Origin of the sequence: Chryseobacterium aahli (genome assembly GCF_022699665.1) — a bacterium.
Lineage (GTDB): Bacteria > Bacteroidota > Bacteroidia > Flavobacteriales > Weeksellaceae > Chryseobacterium > Chryseobacterium aahli.
This window is the reverse complement of record NZ_JALDNB010000007.1, coordinates 118,666-134,500: the sequence shown is the minus strand read 5'-3', so window position 1 is coordinate 134,500 and position 15,835 is coordinate 118,666. Positions and strand designations below refer to the sequence as shown.

Sequence of the window (15,835 nt, the reverse complement as noted above, 5' to 3'; positions counted from 1 at the left end):
TAAATTAGAATAAAATGAAAAAAATATTTTTTGGAATTTTCTTATTAGCATTTTCGATGTTCATTTTCAACTCTTGTGAAGAACATGAAAATTTAGTATATGATGGAGCTGAATTATTGCATTTTGATAAGAAAGATCAAACTCTTGCAAATGGTAATGGTAACATTACATACGGAGTTACCAAAGCAGTTTCTGGTGATCATAATGTTGAGTTGGTTTTTAATCCTTCTAAATCTACAGCATTATTAGGCACGGATTTTACCTTTGTAGAATCGACAGATGTTTTAAAGAGCGGTTCTGTGTTGGGAGACTTCGTAATCAATGTAAAACCGTCTGCGGCTGCGGCTAAAAAACAGGCAGTTTTTACCTTAAAATCTTCTACTCTTCAAAATGCAGTTTTTAATCAAGAAGTTTTAGTTAAGTTTACATGTCCATCAGCTTTAGCAGGTACTTATCAATACTCAACTGTAAATGCATTTACTCCTGACGGAAGTTCTACTACTGTACCAGGTCCATTGACGGGTAGTGTAGTCTTCACACAAGTGAGTGATGGTGTTTATCAAATTTCTGATTCTAGCTTTGGTGCTTTTGCTAAATTTCCTGGGTATGCTCCCACTTCAACTGGAGTAAGAATTCAAGATTTATGTAACAAGCTTTCTTTCACTACACCTAATCAATATGGAGATACATTTGTAATTTCTAATGTGGTTGTAAGCGGAAATAAATTAACCTTCAAATGGACTACTTCATATGGTGAGACGGCTACTACTACTCTTACTAAAAGTAATGGTAACTGGCCAGCATTGAACTAATAAATTAGTTTACTTTATAAAAAAATCCCTGCTTGTAAAAGCGGGGATTTTTTATTGCGACAAATTTCATACTTTTGCCTTTACAATTTATCTAATGAAATATCTTCTTTTCATGCTACTGATAGCTCCCTTTTTGGCTTCAGCTCAAAGAGTAAAAAAAATAGATTCTGCCAGAGTAACTGCTCAGGATACCCTCATCGTAGATTCGGGGAAAAAAGATTCTCTGAAAATATTTAAGCCGACCATTCAGGATTATAGATATCAGACACAGTATTCTGAGAAGAAAGTTTTTGATACGGTGTTGACTTTTGACAAAACCCATATCTTTTCGCAATATAACAATCAGGATAATTTTGGGCGTGCACAGTTTGCAAACATTGGTGCTGGATTTAATCCATTGTCGTATGAAGTGAATGCTGAACAAAACCTTTCCTTATTGCCTTCCAATAAATCGTATGTGATTTTGGGAATTGATGATGTAAAATATTATGATGTAAAAACCCCCACGGCAACTTTTGTTTACCATACCGCAATGCGAAACGGGGCTGCATTACAGTCGATGTACACTCAGAATATAGGAAAGAGATTTAATTTTTCTGTAGAGTACGATGGTTTGCGCTCTGAAGGAATGTACAGAAACTCTTTGGCGGCAAATAATAAAACCCTATTTTCGGGACATTTCACTTCCAAAAGTGGAAACTACGAGCTATTTGCTCACTACCTTCATCAGAATGTCAACAATCAGGAGAGCGGCGGAATTGTCGATGATGATCTTTTTCAGGCAGGGTCAAGTAATATAAGTAACAAATATAATGCTCAGGTTAATTTAGAAGAATCAAGTTCGCAGTATTCTTACAGACGTTACTATTTAAGCCATCAGTTTACTCCTTTCAACTCTGAGAAATTTCCTTTTAGAATCAGGCATACGATATTTAATCAAGGGAATAAATATTACTACTTTCAGGATGCTTTAGAAAATTATTGGTACAGCAACACAGCTTCAGAGATTATATCTGGATTTAGTCCTTCTACCAAAAAGTATTCAAATAATCTGAGCAACACGTTAAGCTTGGTTTTTGATAACGAAAAATTCAAACTGGATGCCGGAGTACGATATCAGATGCTGAAATTTGGTTTAAATGAAATCCATCTGCCCACGGTAAGTGTTCCTGGCGAATTGAAAGAAAACAGATTGGGCGCTGTCGGAAATTTACAGGTGAAATTATTCGACAAGTTTCAGTTAAACTCATTCTTAGAATTTTCAAAAGGAAGTCAGTTTGGGAATTATCTGAAAACAACCAACAATGTAAAGTTCGAGCCGATAAAAGATTACTTTGTCAGTGCAAAAGTGAACTTCCAAAGCGTTTATCCGTCTTTCAATTATCTTGCGAATTCTTCTGTTTACAGAAAATTTAATTATTATTTACAAGATGCAAAAAATCAGGCAATCACAGAAATCGGAGGAAGTATCAATTTAAAATGGTTCAAATCTGAATTGTTTGCCAACTATTTCAGAATAGATAATTACACGTATTTTGATTCTAATGCAATTTCACGTCAAAGCGAAAATTCACTCAATATTTCGCAGATTGGAGGTGATGCAACGTTCAGCTACAGAAAATTTCATTTAAATACGAGAGTGCAGTTTCAAAATGCTTTAACGAATAAAGATCTTTTGCCAATGCCTTCATTTATTGGGAGAGCTAATTTCTTCTTTCAGACAAGAGCATTTAAAAATGCGGCAGAAATTCAGGCGGGTATCAAAGTATATTATTTCTCAAAATTTGCTTCAAGAGAATATTTCCCGATTCTCAGCGAATATATTCTTCCAAGAGCAGATTCTTTCTCTATCGGAGGCGAACCGATTGCCGATCTATACTTAAATTTCAAGGTTAAAAAAATGTTCTTCTTTCTCGAAGGACAGCAAATCGGAACCATGCTCTCTCATAATAAAGCCTACGCATTTCCACATTATCCAGTCTATGATTTTAGATTGAATATTGGGATTGTATGGTATTTGTTCAACTAAATTTAATCAAGTTGAAAACAGTTAATAAAATTTCATTCAACGATATCGAAAGTATTCCTCAGTTGATAAAAGATTTTCTGAATCATCAGATTGAAGGCTTCGAAAACGCTACTTTTTCATTTGAAAATTTTGCACAGCAGATTCATTTGAAACAAAACTCTTTCGAACTAGCTCAAAGAGATGTTATTTCAAAAGCTTTCACAGATCAGCTTTCAAATCTTCAGCTTTCTACAAAACAGAAAGATAATATTCAAAGTTTAAAATCAATCAATACGTTTACAATTACAACAGGACATCAACTGAATCTTTTTTCAGGTCCTGTATTTTTTGTGTATAAAATTTTTCAAACGATTAAAACGTGTACAAATCTGAAAGAAAAATTTCCTGATTATAATTTTGTGCCGGTGTATTGGATGGCTTCTGAAGATCATGATTTTGCCGAGATCAATCATTTTAAAACAGAAAATAATTATTACGAAATCAATGAAAAGTCCGGCGGTGCAGTTGGAAAAATCAAAATAAACGATACGTTTTTCATTTCTGAATTTGAAAAAGAGTTCAAAGATTCTATTTTTGGAACCGAATTGATTTTGATGCTGAAAGAAGCTTATAAAGTCGGAAATACCTTAACGGAAGCAATCAGAATTTTAGTCAACAGATTATTTTCAGATTTTGGGTTATTGATTCTTGATGGAGATTCTAAACAATTGAAAAATCAGATTAAAGAAATTTTTAAAGATGAGTTACTAAATTTCAGTTTAAATAAATCATCAAAAGAAAAAGTAGATTTCCTTACCGATAAATACGGAAAAGTTCAGGTCAATCCGAGAGAAATTAATTTATTTTATCTTTCTGAGACCAGAGACAGAATAGATTTTGACGGTGAAAATTATTTTATTGTTGATACTGATAGAAAATTTACGAAGGAAGAAATATTAGATGAACTAGAAAACTTTTCTGAAAAATTTAGCCCGAATGCTTTGATGCGTCCGGTTTATCAGGAGAAAGTGTTGCCCAATTTAGCATACATCGGTGGAAATGCCGAAATCATGTACTGGCTGGAGTTGAAAGATTATTTTACCAAGATCAATATTCCTTTTCCGATTTTGATTCCGAGGAATTCTATGTTGTTTATCAAAGAGAAAACTTTAGGTAAAATTGAAAAACTGGATCTGAAAATTGATGATTTTTTTCAAAATTTCACGAAGATTACCAATGCTAAAATTCTGGATAACAATTCTGTTCTGGAATCTTTAGAATCACAGGAAAATTTAATTATAAATAATTTTTCTCAACTAAAATCGTTAGCAGAAACAACTGAAAAATCTTTTGGAAACATGGTGAAAGCCGAAGAAGTACGTCAGTTAAAGTCTTTTAAAAGATTGAAAAAAAGATTGCTTCACGCCGAAAAAATAAAACAAAATGAGATGTTAGAACGTTTAGAAACTTTATTTTTAGATGTTCATCCGGCAAAAACCTGGCAGGAGAGAATCTTTAATTTCTCTGTGTTTTTTGCAGATTATGGCTATACTTGGCTCGAAACGATTGTTGAAGAAATGGAAGTGGAACAATCAAAACTAATAATTGTTGCCATTTAATTTTAAAGAAGTATTTTTGTACATTATAATATTGAAAATGATTAAGAGGTTTTTTTTACTATCTGCTTTATGTATGTTTCTGAGTGTATCTGCACAGAAAACACACACGGTTATAAAAGGTGATAATCCTTATAATGTTTCAAAAAAATACGGCATCACCATTGCTGAATTAGAGAAACTGAATCCAAAAATTAAAGACGGAAAGTTTTCAATTGGTGATATTCTTAATGTAAAGGCTGGAAATGCTACAGTTGTAAAAAACACAACGGCCTCTAGTTCTGCACAAACCGGAAGAATTATTCTTCAGCCAAAACAGACAATTTACGGTATTACAAAACAATACAGAATTTCCGAGACAGATTTAAGAAAATTAAATCCTGACTTAGATTCGCACACGAAAATTGGGGATGAGATTACTCTGCCTCTTGAGAGCATCAAGAAGTACGGTGGAAGTGAAGCGGTAGTTGAAACAGCGAAACCTGTTGTTTCATCAGCAGAAACAGTATCACCAAGCAATAGCAAAACAAAAATAGATTCAGGAAACGAAAGGTCATCTTCTGTGCAGTCATCTTCTGTGCAGTCATCTTCTGTGCAGTCATCTTCTAATCAGGATGAGTATGCAACGTATACCGTTGAGCAGGGAGATACAGTTTTCTCTATCGTCAATAAATTCGGAGTAACGATTGACGAATTGGTTGCTTTAAATCCAGATTTGTCAAAAGGTTTAAAAGCCGGCATGGTTCTTAAAATAAAGAAACTTGACGCAGCGTACATTAAGAAAAACGGTGATGCGTTGAGCGTGGTTTTGATGTTGCCATTTGGTTACAGTACCAACGAAACACAGTATCGCGCAATGGCCTTAGACTTCCTTACCGGAGCAAAATTGGCGATTGAGAGAAACGCAGCGAACGGTCAGAAACTGGATATCAAAATTGTAGATTCTGGAAACGAAGCTTCATTTAAAAGTTCTCTTACACAGATTAATCCAAATAATACTGATTTAATTATTGGTCCGTTCTTCAAATCGAATGTGATTGATCTTTTAGATTTTACAAAAACTCAGAAAATCCCGGTGGTTGCACCATTTGCCAACTCTCCGGAATTGTATAACTACAGCAATTTAATTATTGTAGAAACCAATGATCAGGCATATGCAGATAAGATTGTTGAGGAAGTGAAAACGGTATACTCAGATCAGAAAATTTATGTAGTGGCAGATGCTAAGAAAGATAATGCCAATTACATCAAAGCAAATCTTGAGAAGGTATTAAGAAATGCAAATGTTACCCTCGTTAATTTTGCATCAGAAATTCAGTTAGATCAAAATATGATGACGGGGCAGTCTGCACCTGTGATTGCAATTTTGGCAAGTGATAATGATTCAGTGGGTGAAGCTTTCTCCAGCCGAATGATTGCTCTTTCTAAAGAAGTTCAGGGCATGAAAGCATTCAGTTTATATTCTGTTCCAAGTTTTGAGAAAAAGGTTGATGAATTGAGCCAAGCGAGTTTAGTTTATTTAATGGACAGAAAAATCAACGCAGAAGGCAGTTTTGAAAAAGAAATATTGGCTGCTTACAAAGCTAAATATTGTAAAGTTCCTGGTAAATATGCAGTGATTGGTTTTGATGTTGTCAATGATATGTTGACAAGAGAAAACAAAAAAGGTGAGATTTTCAAGCAAATGAATAAAGTTCAGACGCAGCTTGCGACAAAATTTGAATTTGTAAAGTCCAAAACCAACGGTGCTTACGTCAACACCGGATTCCGTGTCATTACACTTACTCCTTAAGAGTCAAAAAAAATCTACTTTTAAAAGTATATATTTGTATTAAATTTTTTAAATCAATAAATGAAAGCACTTGTATTTCCTGGGCAGGGTTCACAGTTTGTAGGGATGGGAAAAGAGTTATACGATTCCCGTAAAGACATTAAAGACCTAATGGAATCTGCTAATGAAATTTTAGGATTCGACATTTTGTCCATTATGTTTAGTGGAGCAGATGAAGATCTGAAAAAAACGGAGGTTACCCAACCTTCAATCTTTATTCATTCGGTTGCTGCGTTAAAAGCGGTAAACGGTCTTGGAGCTGAAATGGTTGCAGGACATTCTTTAGGAGAATTTTCAGCATTGGTTGCCAACGGAGTTTTATCTTTTGATGATGGTTTGAAACTGGTTTCTGAAAGAGCAAAAGCTATGCAAGCGGCTTGTGATGCTAATCCAAGTTCTATGGCTGCGATTTTAGGTTTAGATGATGCTAAAGTTGAAGAAATCTGTGCAGCAATCAGTGGAATAGTTGTTCCTGCAAATTATAACTGTCCTGGGCAGCTAGTAATTTCCGGAGAAACAGTTGCAGTAGAAGAAGCTTGTGCTAAATTAAAAGAAGCGGGAGCAAAAAGAGCATTATTATTGCCAGTAAACGGAGCTTTCCATTCACCACTGATGCAACCTGCACAAGAGAGATTGGCGGCTGCAATTGAAAATACGAAATTCAGAAAAGCGACGATTCCTGTTTATCAGAATATTACAACAACTGCAGTTACTGATCCCGATCATATTAAAGCAAATCTTATTGCTCAGTTGACAGGTCCTGTAAAATGGACGCAGTCTGTACAAAATATGATTAAAGATGGTGCTACCAATTTTATTGAAGTAGGACCTGGAAAGACTTTACAAGGATTAATTAAAAAAATTGACAGCGAAGTTACATCGGCTTCCGCAATTTAAATTAAATAAAAATGGGCGAAATTTATTCACCGGGAAAGCTGATGCTGACTTCAGAATATTTCGCTGTAGACGGAGCTCTTGTCTTAGCGGTACCCACCAAGCTAGGACAAGAGTTTTTTTTTGAAGAAAAGCATGACGGAAAATATCTTATTTTCTGGGAAGCCTATCATCAAAACAAATTATGGTTAAAAGCGGTCATCGATTATAAAAATTGGCAGATTCTTGAAACCAATATTACTTCAAGCGCAGAGTTTATTCTTAAAACTCTCAAAAATGTTCAGACTCTTTCAAAAATTAAATTAAAAAGCACAGATTCATATTATTTAAAAACAAACCTTCAGTTTCCTGCAGATTATGGTCTTGGAAGCAGTTCTACCTTAATGAACAATCTTTCAGAATGGTCTGAGATTGATCCTTTTCATCTTAACACCATGAGTTTAGGCGGAAGCGGATATGATATTGCGGTGGCAAAAGCGAAGTCTGCAGTATTGTATCAGAACAAACCTGAAATCCATTTTGAAAAGGTCGATTTCAATCCTAAATTTAAGAATGAGCTGATTTTCATTCACTTAAATCAAAAGCAGGATAGCCGGGAAGGAATTAATCTTTATAAGTCTAAAATAAAGTCGCAAAATTTAGTCGATGAATTTTCTAATCTCACAAGAAATATTTTATTGTGTGATGAATTAGATAAATTTTCTGACTTAATGGTATTGCATGAACAACGAATTTCTGATTTTATTGAAATACCGACAGTTAAATCATTTTTTTTTGCAGATTGTGCAAAATTTGTCAAAAGTTTAGGTGCTTGGGGCGGTGATTTTGTGATGAGTGCAAAATTTGAGGGCTACGAAGACTATTTTTGGGGAAAAGGTTTTAGTACTGTTTTTGAATGGGGTGATTTAATTATTTAATAATCAGTTAATTAAAAGGTTTGTTTTTTATTTGTCATTTTCGCTTATATGTTTATATTTATCGAAGTTTAACAATTAGTTAATATGAATTGTTAAACGAACAAAAAGCAAAAAGAAAATATAAGTAAAATGAAAAACGCTAAAATCATCCAGGATTTACAAAAATTAGGGATTAAAGGAGAGTATGAATTAACTTATAATCCTTCGTACGAAGAGTTATATCAAGCGGAAATAGCACCTGAAAATCAGGGGTTTGAAAAAGCTGAGCTTACAGAATCTGGTGCGGTATCTGTACAAACAGGAATTTTCACTGGCCGCTCGCCGAAGGACAGATACATTGTTCAGGATGACGTTACGAAAGATACTATTTTCTGGGACGGTAAAGTTAACCTTCCTACAACACCCGAAATTTTCGAATCTTGTAAAGATTTAGTATTAAATCAGCTTTCCGGTGCCAAAAAAATCTATGTTGTCGATACATTTTGCGGGACTAATGAAGATACAAGACTAAAAGTAAGATTTATCGTTGAAGTTGCGTGGCAGGCGCATTTCGTTACAAATATGTTCATCCGTCCATCTCATTACGATTTAGAAAACTACGGAGAACCAGATTTCACAGTAATTAATGGTTCAAAAACTACCAACCCAAATTGGGAAGAGCAGGAATTGAACTCTGAGAACTTCGTGATGTTCAACCTTACAGAGAAGCTTCAGATTATTGGAGGAACTTGGTACGGTGGAGAAATGAAAAAAGGAATGTTTGCGATGATGAATTATTACCTTCCATTGAAAGGTATGGCTTCGATGCACTGTTCTGCAAATGTTGGTGAAGAAGGAGATGTAGCGTTATTCTTCGGACTTTCGGGAACAGGAAAAACGACTTTGTCTGCAGATCCTAAAAGATATTTAATTGGTGATGATGAGCACGGTTGGGATAACAACGGAGTTTTCAACTATGAAGGCGGATGTTATGCCAAAGTGATCGATTTGTCAGCAGAAAAAGAACCGGATATTTTCAGAGCGATTAAAAGAGATGCGCTTCTAGAAAATGTTGTGGTTAATGATGGAGTCGCTGATTACAAAGACGGCTCAATCACAGAAAATACGAGAGTTTCTTATCCGATTTATCATATTAATAAAATCGTTTTACCTTCTAAAGCAGGTCACGCAAGCAAGATTGTTTATCTTTCGGCTGATGCTTTCGGAGTTTTGCCTCCGGTTTCTATTTTAGATGAAAACCAGGCTCAATATCATTTCCTTTGCGGATATACTTCTAAATTAGCTGGAACAGAGAGAGGAATTACAGAACCGGAACCATCTTTCTCTCCTGCATTTGGTGAGGCATTCTTAACATTGCACCCAACTATGTATTCTAAAACATTGATTGGTAAAATGAAAGAGCACGGAGCAAAAGCTTATTTAGTGAACACAGGTTGGAACGGAACAGGAAAAAGAATTTCTCTAAAAGATACAAGAGCAATTATTGATGCAATTATCGACGGATCAATTGAAAATGCTGAGAAAACTACAATTCCAGTGATGAATTTAGAAATTCCAACTTCATTACCAAATGTTTCTGAAGGAATTTTAGATCCGAGAGACACGTATAATGACGTTGCAGAATGGGAAGAAAAAGCAAAAGATCTTGCTGCCAAATATATCAAAAACTTCGAGCAATACTGCGGTAATGACGAAGCCAAGAAGCTGATTGCCTCTGGTCCTCAATTGCAGGAACAGACCATTTAGAAATAGTGAAGAGCCTCATCGATTGATGAGGCTTTTTTATTTTAAAGAAAAATCGGTATAATCAGTTTGATCTGCGAGAGCAAAATTCACACATTTATCTGTGAAAATCTGTGCAATCCGTGAGGAACTATTTCAAACTCAAAATCGCCAATCGATATCCATCCATCCCAAAACCAGACAAAACTGCATCCGTACAAGCTGCCGTTACAGATTTCTGCCTAAATTCTTCTCTTTTGTAAATATTACTGATGTGAACTTCCACTTTCGGTTTCTGAATATTTTTTAAACAATCCGCAATCGCATAAGAATAGTGCGTGAAAGCTCCGGGATTTATAACAACCGCATCAAAATCATCTTCCTGAAGTCTGTCAATCAGTTCGCCTTCAATGTTCGACTGATAATAATACAGTTCGTGAGAAGTGAACTCAGACTTTAGTTTTTCTAAATAATCTTCCATGGAAATGTTTCCATAGATTTCAGGTTCTCTTGTGCCTAGAAGATTCAGATTCGGGCCGTTGATGATTAAAACTTTCATAGGATAAATTTAAAAAGTTTTTTCAATAAGTAGAAAGCTTTTCCATTTTAAATCATTTTTTTCGAATTACATTATTTTTAATGATATTTATCATATTTTATAATTTAATATTTTTTGTAACGCTCTATTTTAGTGTTTTTTAAGAATATATTAAGTTAATTTTCATTAAATAATAATCTGAAATCATAAAGTCTACTTGTTTTGTAGACTAATTGTTTTTAGATTTGCACTCATATTTCGATCGGCTTATAAAGAAAGACGGAGGGAACTGACCCTGTGAAGTCTTAACAACCTGCTCTGCGCAAGGTGTTAAATTCAGCCTTTAAAGGAAAAATAAGCAATTGGTTAATCGTATTTATCGATGCCTTTTGCCGTCTTTTCTGCAAAGAGCTATTTTTTAATAATTGATAAATAAAATGGATTATGATTAACAAAAATTTAATTAATTCTAAAATTTGGATTCCTCCCGTTGCTGTATTTTTCTTAGGAATTATCAATCTACATGGGCAGGAAACAAAAAAAGATTCACTACGCGAACAGGAAATAGATGAAGTCGTAGTGGTCGCTTACGGTAAAGCGAAAAAAACAAGTTACACAGGTTCTGTGGCAACAATTTCCAGCGAAAAAATAAATAACAGACCGGTAACGAATATTACCAAAGCTTTGGAGGGCCAAGTTCCCGGGCTTCAGGCGGTGAGTTCTTCGGGACAACCAGGAGCCACAGCTTCTATCCGTATTCGTGGGATTGGCTCGGTAAGTGCTTCCAGCAATCCTTTGTTTGTGGTTGACGGACTTCCTTTTGACGGAAATATCAACTCTATAAGTCCGAATGATATTGAATCCATCAGTGTTTTGAAAGACGCTACGGCAAGTTCACTATACGGATCTAGAGCGGCCAACGGAGTGATTATTGTCACCACAAAATCCGGTAAAAAAGGTGAGGCAAAGGTCAACTTTAATATTAGTCAGGGATTTTCTACCAGAGCGGTTAAAGATTATGAGCAGGTGAATACCGATCAGTATTTTCAGCTGTATTGGGAAGCTTTGAGAAATGGGTACAAATCAAGTCAGGTTTCTTCACAGCAGGCGGCACAGATGGCAAGTGATAATCTGGTATCTGCTTTAGGGATCAATCCTTATGGTTCAAATTTTGCAAAACCGGTCGGAACAGACGGGAAGCTTTTGTCTGGTGCAAATGCTTTATGGAATGACGACTGGAGGGATATTCTTCAAAGAGTAGCCGCAAGAAGTCAGGTTGATCTGGATTTCAGTGGTGGCAGTGAAAAAAGCAATTATTATTTCTCTTTAGGTTATCTCGATGATAAAGGAATTGCCATTGGTTCAGGGTTTACAAAATACAGCACAAGGCTTAAAATTAATTCCGAAGTCAAAAAATGGTTGAACGTAGGAGCTAATTTAAGTTATACCAACAGTCTTCAGGAAGCGCCGCCTTCATCAGATTCCAGAACGGATAATATCATTAATGCGGCAAGAGTCATCCCTTCGTTCTATCCTTATTATGAAAGAAACGCAGATGGAAGCCACAGATTAGATGCCAATGGAAATTACATTTACGATTTTGGAAAATACCGTCCAACAAGTGCTTTACAGAATCAAAATGCAGCAGCGACGTTGCCTTTAGATAAAAATGAAAACAGAGAAGATAACTTTTCAGGAAAAGGATTTTTAGACTTTACCTTCTTGCCAGAACTGAAATTTAAATCTAGTTTTTCTGTGGACTTGGTGAATTACAACGGTCACTTTTATTCAAATCCTTTGATAGGGCAGGGAAGCGAAATTGGTGGTTCGGTGACTAAAACAAACTCTCGAACTTTGTCTTATACGACGAGTAATATTCTGACCTATGATAAAAAACTTGACCAACATCACTTTAATATTTTGGCGGGTCAGGAATTTTACCATTATGAATTTCAGACCATCTCAGGAAATAGAAGCCAGTTTTCACTTCCGTATTATTACGAGCCGGATGCGGCAGCTTTGTTAGGTGGATTCAGTGGAAACAGTGATAAATTAGGCTTGTTAAGTTTCTTGGGAAAAGTGGAATATGATTTTAAAAATAAATATTTCGTTTCCGGATCGGTAAGGGCAGATGGTTCTTCAAGATTTTCTCCTGAAAACAGATGGGGAACGTTCTGGTCAGTCGGTGGATCCTGGAGGGCTTCAAATGAAGATTTCATTAAAGATTTAAATATATTCGATCAGCTAACCCTTCGTGCAAGTTATGGAGGACAGGGAAATGATAAATTGAGCACATATTATGCATATCAAAGTCTGTACACCTTTTATAACAATTTAGGTGAAGGCGGTACGGTGGCAAGCAGACTTCCAACTCCGGATCTGAAATGGGAAACCAATCTCAATCTGAATGTAGGTTTGGAGTTTGCCATTCTGAAAAACAGAATCAAAGGAAATGTAGAATATTTCCAGCGTCAGAGTCAAGATCTTTTGTTTGATATGCCTTTGGCTCCGTCAGTGGGTTTCAGCGGATATCAGGCAAATATCGGAGAATTAAAAAATACAGGTTTTGAATTTTCTCTATTTACAACGCCCGTTAAAACTGATGACTTTCAATGGGATGTTGATATGAATCTGAGTACTTTAAACAATAAAATAACCAAACTGCCGAAAGGTTCTATTGTCAGCGGAACAAAACTTTTGCAAGTCGGAGGTTCTATTTACGATTTCTTCATTCCTGAATGGATTGGAGTCGACCCAAGCAACGGAAATCCGCTTTGGAAAACAATCACCACCGATGCCAACGGAAATACAGTGGAAGGAACAACTTCTGAGTATGCAAAAGCCACAAAAATTTTGCAAGGATCTTCTTTGCCAAAAGTGATGGGAGGTCTTACCACAAGTATCAGATATAAAGATTTTGATTTTTCAGGATTGCTGACTTTTAGTTTGGGAGGGAAAATTCTCGATACCGATTATACAATGTTGATGCACAATGGAAGTGCTGCAGGAAGAGCATGGAGCTCAGAAATGTTAAACCGATGGACTCCCGAAAACACCAATACCGACGTTCCGGCTTTAAGCACGACAACCAATAACTGGACTTCTGCTTCGTCGAGATTTTTATATTCAGGAACGTATGCAAGAATTAAAAACGTGAGTCTGGGATATACACTTCCGTCAAATTATTTTGAAAGAATTGGACTGAAAAAACTGAGAGTCTACGTACAGGCAGAAAATCTTTTGACATTCTATAAACATAAAGGAATGGATCCTGAGCAGACTCTAGACGGAACAACCTATTATAGATATCCTGCGATGAGAACGGTAACTTTTGGGCTGCAGGCTACGCTTTAATCCTTTTAAAATTTAAAAAAATGAAAAAATTAAAATATATATCTTTTTCTTTAATTGCGGCATTTTCATTCATAAGTTGTGAAAGCGATCTTGAAACCGCACCAACCAATCAGGCAGATGAAGCTGAAATTTTCAAAACTGCAGAAAGTGCCGAAACAGTAATCAACGGAACTTGGGCGAAGTTTAATGACGACGGTTCAACATACGCCAACATCGGGTATTCGACCGTTTTAAGAACCAGCGATGCCATGGGAAGTGATGTTGCAGTTTTGACTAACAAATATGGGTTTTCATCGGCTTATGCATTTACTGATTTGGTGAATAATACTGGAGGTAGATCGCTTTATATCTGGACGTCTTTATATTCTGTGATTAATAACATGAACAATGTAATTGCCAAAATTGATATTGCAGAAGGAACTCAAGAAAAGAAAAATCAGGTGAAAGGTCAGGCAAAAGCTTTGCGTGCATTCTGTTATTTAAATCTTGCCAGCTTTTATCAGTTCAGTTATTTGAAAGATAAAAATGCCCCGACTGCTCCGATTTATACCGAACCGGCAACCACCAATTCTGTCGGGAAGAAAAAAGCAAGCCTCGAAGAAATTTATACTTTAATTAAAAGTGATTTGAAGGATGCTGATCAGTTGCTTCAAAATTATTCCAGAAATAACAAAGATAAAATTGACCGTTTTGTAGTCAATGGATTATTGGCTAGAGTTTATTTAAACACTGGCGAATGGACGAATGCCATCGCTTCTGCAAAAATTTCGAGAACAGGATTTCCTCTAATGAATGCTGAAAAATATAAAGAAGGTTTCAACGACATCACCAACGGAGAATGGATCTGGGGTCATGCACAAACTCAGGAACAGTCGGGTGAAAGCTATGCATTCCACTTTTTGGATGTCTCATCTTCGGGAAGCTACTATTACAGTTTTATGGCTGATCCTTATTTTAAAGATTTATTTGACACCAATGATATCCGTTATTCTCTATTTTCATGGGACGGATTGCCAGGAAGAGAAGGGCTTTTGAGATATGCTAAATTTAAGTTTAAAGCCAATTTAATTGCCGACATTGTTTTCATGAGAGCATCTGAAATGTATTTAATTGAAGCTGAAGCCGAAGCCAGAAACGGAAATGTTGCAAATGCTGTTACAGTCTTAAACCAATTAAAAACAGCTAGAAATGCCAATGTTTATAATGGATCTCTTTCACAGAATGATGTGATTAAAGAAGTTTTAATTGAAAGAAGGAAAGAACTCTTTGGAGAAGGTTTCTCTCTCTCAGACATCATCAGAACACAAGGTAAAGTAGAAAGAAAAGCTTATGTCAATACAAGCGGGCAACCGATTCAGGTGCAGGTAACCACTCCCAATGGAACGGTAAAGATGGTGAATGGAAGAGGGCATTCTATTTTCGCTTTTCCTGATCAGTCGGCTTTTGCGCCCAACAGCAGATATTATTTGTTTTCAATTCCACAGAAGGAAATAGAGAACAATCCAAATTTATAGTTTTGATTTTATATTTTTTTTAAGAACCATTGCGTAATGCAGTGGTTTTTATTTTAAAATTAAATTGAGAATATTCCAAATCTATTTTACAAAAAAACTCTACCTTTGTCATAATGAACCTATTCAGATTGATTTTAGCGATGTATTTCGTGGTGTTATCGGTAATACCATGTGAAGACATACATAAACAATCTGGGGCAAACAAAACAGAATTATCGTTCAGTCTCGACGAATCTCATTCAAAAGACAAAGGAGATATCTGTTCACCATTATGTGTTTGCAATTGCTGTCAGATTACGGTTACAGCTTTTAAAATGGATGTTTCAATGAATATTCCTAAGCAGATTCAAACCTATTTTTCCAAGAAAATTCTATTTCAGAAAAACAATTTTGCCTATCAGGTGTACGACCATATCTGGCAACCTCCTAAGATTTAATTTATTGATTTTAAATATTCCATGAAACTTTGCAATATCGTTGCAGAGTTATTCATGATATTTTTGCATCTCTTTTTTGATGAAATGTAAAATATTCTCAATTAAAATTAACAGATTGTCTCTTTGATAACTTTTATGAGTGAAACGCCCTTGCGATCTTAAAAAAGGTTAGTAGTTAAAGAAAAATCTTTG

General features: G+C 35.5%; 11 protein-coding genes and 1 riboswitch. Of the genes, 10 read left to right on the top strand and 1 reads right to left on the bottom strand.

Annotated elements, in window-relative coordinates:
* Positions 1-14: 14 nt before the first annotated feature.
* The 7 genes from MQX03_RS12275 to pckA all read left to right on the top strand — a co-directional run bounded on the left by MQX03_RS12275 (position 15) and on the right by pckA (position 9,824).
* Positions 15-812: a hypothetical protein gene (locus MQX03_RS12275; protein WP_242803433.1), complete on the top strand. Its 798-nt coding sequence runs from the start codon at positions 15-17 to the stop codon at positions 810-812.
* A gap of 94 nt (positions 813-906) precedes the next feature.
* Positions 907-2,841, top strand: coding sequence for a putative porin (locus MQX03_RS12270; protein ID WP_242803432.1), 1,935 nt, complete (start codon positions 907-909; stop codon positions 2,839-2,841).
* A gap of 11 nt (positions 2,842-2,852) precedes the next feature.
* Positions 2,853-4,439 (top strand): bacillithiol biosynthesis cysteine-adding enzyme BshC, encoded by a 1,587-nt coding sequence (bshC, locus tag MQX03_RS12265; RefSeq protein ID WP_242803431.1) that lies wholly within the window; start codon positions 2,853-2,855, stop codon positions 4,437-4,439.
* A gap of 37 nt (positions 4,440-4,476) precedes the next feature.
* On the top strand, positions 4,477-6,228 hold the full coding sequence (locus MQX03_RS12260) for an amino acid ABC transporter substrate-binding protein (RefSeq protein WP_242803430.1): 1,752 nt from the start codon (positions 4,477-4,479) through the stop codon (positions 6,226-6,228).
* A 60-nt stretch (positions 6,229-6,288) separates the two neighbouring features.
* Positions 6,289-7,164, top strand: coding sequence for an ACP S-malonyltransferase (fabD, locus tag MQX03_RS12255; RefSeq protein WP_242803429.1), 876 nt, complete (start codon positions 6,289-6,291; stop codon positions 7,162-7,164).
* Between the two features lie 11 nt (positions 7,165-7,175).
* The gene (locus MQX03_RS12250; RefSeq protein WP_242803428.1) at positions 7,176-8,078 is read left to right on the top strand and encodes a GYDIA family GHMP kinase; all 903 of its coding nucleotides are present in this window, start codon (positions 7,176-7,178) and stop codon (positions 8,076-8,078) included.
* Positions 8,079-8,207: 129 nt separating this feature from the next.
* Positions 8,208-9,824: a phosphoenolpyruvate carboxykinase (ATP) gene (pckA, locus tag MQX03_RS12245; protein ID WP_242803427.1), complete on the top strand. Its 1,617-nt coding sequence runs from the start codon at positions 8,208-8,210 to the stop codon at positions 9,822-9,824.
* A 127-nt stretch (positions 9,825-9,951) separates the two neighbouring features.
* Here the strand turns inward: pckA and MQX03_RS12240 are convergent, their stop codons facing one another.
* Positions 9,952-10,359, bottom strand: a complete 408-nt coding sequence (locus tag MQX03_RS12240) for a type II 3-dehydroquinate dehydratase (RefSeq protein WP_242803425.1) — start codon at positions 10,357-10,359, stop codon at positions 9,952-9,954.
* A gap of 243 nt (positions 10,360-10,602) precedes the next feature.
* Positions 10,603-10,699: riboswitch (SAM riboswitch) on the top strand.
* Positions 10,700-10,782: 83 nt separating this feature from the next.
* Between MQX03_RS12240 and MQX03_RS12235 the strand changes: the two genes are divergently transcribed.
* From MQX03_RS12235 to MQX03_RS12225, 3 genes are all read left to right on the top strand, one after another.
* Positions 10,783-13,692, top strand: a complete 2,910-nt coding sequence (locus MQX03_RS12235) for a SusC/RagA family TonB-linked outer membrane protein (RefSeq protein WP_242803423.1) — start codon at positions 10,783-10,785, stop codon at positions 13,690-13,692.
* Between the two features lie 20 nt (positions 13,693-13,712).
* Positions 13,713-15,206 (top strand): RagB/SusD family nutrient uptake outer membrane protein, encoded by a 1,494-nt coding sequence (locus MQX03_RS12230; RefSeq protein WP_242803422.1) that lies wholly within the window; start codon positions 13,713-13,715, stop codon positions 15,204-15,206.
* Between the two features lie 113 nt (positions 15,207-15,319).
* Complete coding sequence (locus tag MQX03_RS12225; RefSeq protein WP_242803421.1) at positions 15,320-15,643, top strand: DUF6660 family protein; 324 nt, start codon at positions 15,320-15,322, stop codon at positions 15,641-15,643.
* Positions 15,644-15,835 lie beyond the last annotated feature (192 nt).

Bases quoted from the DNA above. Each gene is read 5' to 3' on its own strand.
- MQX03_RS12275 (WP_242803433.1), top strand. From the start codon at position 15: ATGAAAAAAATATTTTTTGGAATTTTCTTATTAGCATTTTCGATGTTC.
- MQX03_RS12270 (WP_242803432.1), top strand. From the start codon at position 907: ATGAAATATCTTCTTTTCATGCTACTGATAGCTCCCTTTTTGGCTTCA.
- MQX03_RS12260 (WP_242803430.1), top strand. From the start codon at position 4,477: ATGATTAAGAGGTTTTTTTTACTATCTGCTTTATGTATGTTTCTGAGT.
- fabD (WP_242803429.1), top strand. From the start codon at position 6,289: ATGAAAGCACTTGTATTTCCTGGGCAGGGTTCACAGTTTGTAGGGATG.
- MQX03_RS12250 (WP_242803428.1), top strand. From the start codon at position 7,176: ATGGGCGAAATTTATTCACCGGGAAAGCTGATGCTGACTTCAGAATAT.
- pckA (WP_242803427.1), top strand. From the start codon at position 8,208: ATGAAAAACGCTAAAATCATCCAGGATTTACAAAAATTAGGGATTAAA.
- MQX03_RS12240 (WP_242803425.1), bottom strand. From the start codon at position 10,359: ATGAAAGTTTTAATCATCAACGGCCCGAATCTGAATCTTCTAGGCACA.
- MQX03_RS12235 (WP_242803423.1), top strand. From the start codon at position 10,783: ATGATTAACAAAAATTTAATTAATTCTAAAATTTGGATTCCTCCCGTT.
- MQX03_RS12230 (WP_242803422.1), top strand. From the start codon at position 13,713: ATGAAAAAATTAAAATATATATCTTTTTCTTTAATTGCGGCATTTTCA.
- MQX03_RS12225 (WP_242803421.1), top strand. From the start codon at position 15,320: ATGAACCTATTCAGATTGATTTTAGCGATGTATTTCGTGGTGTTATCG.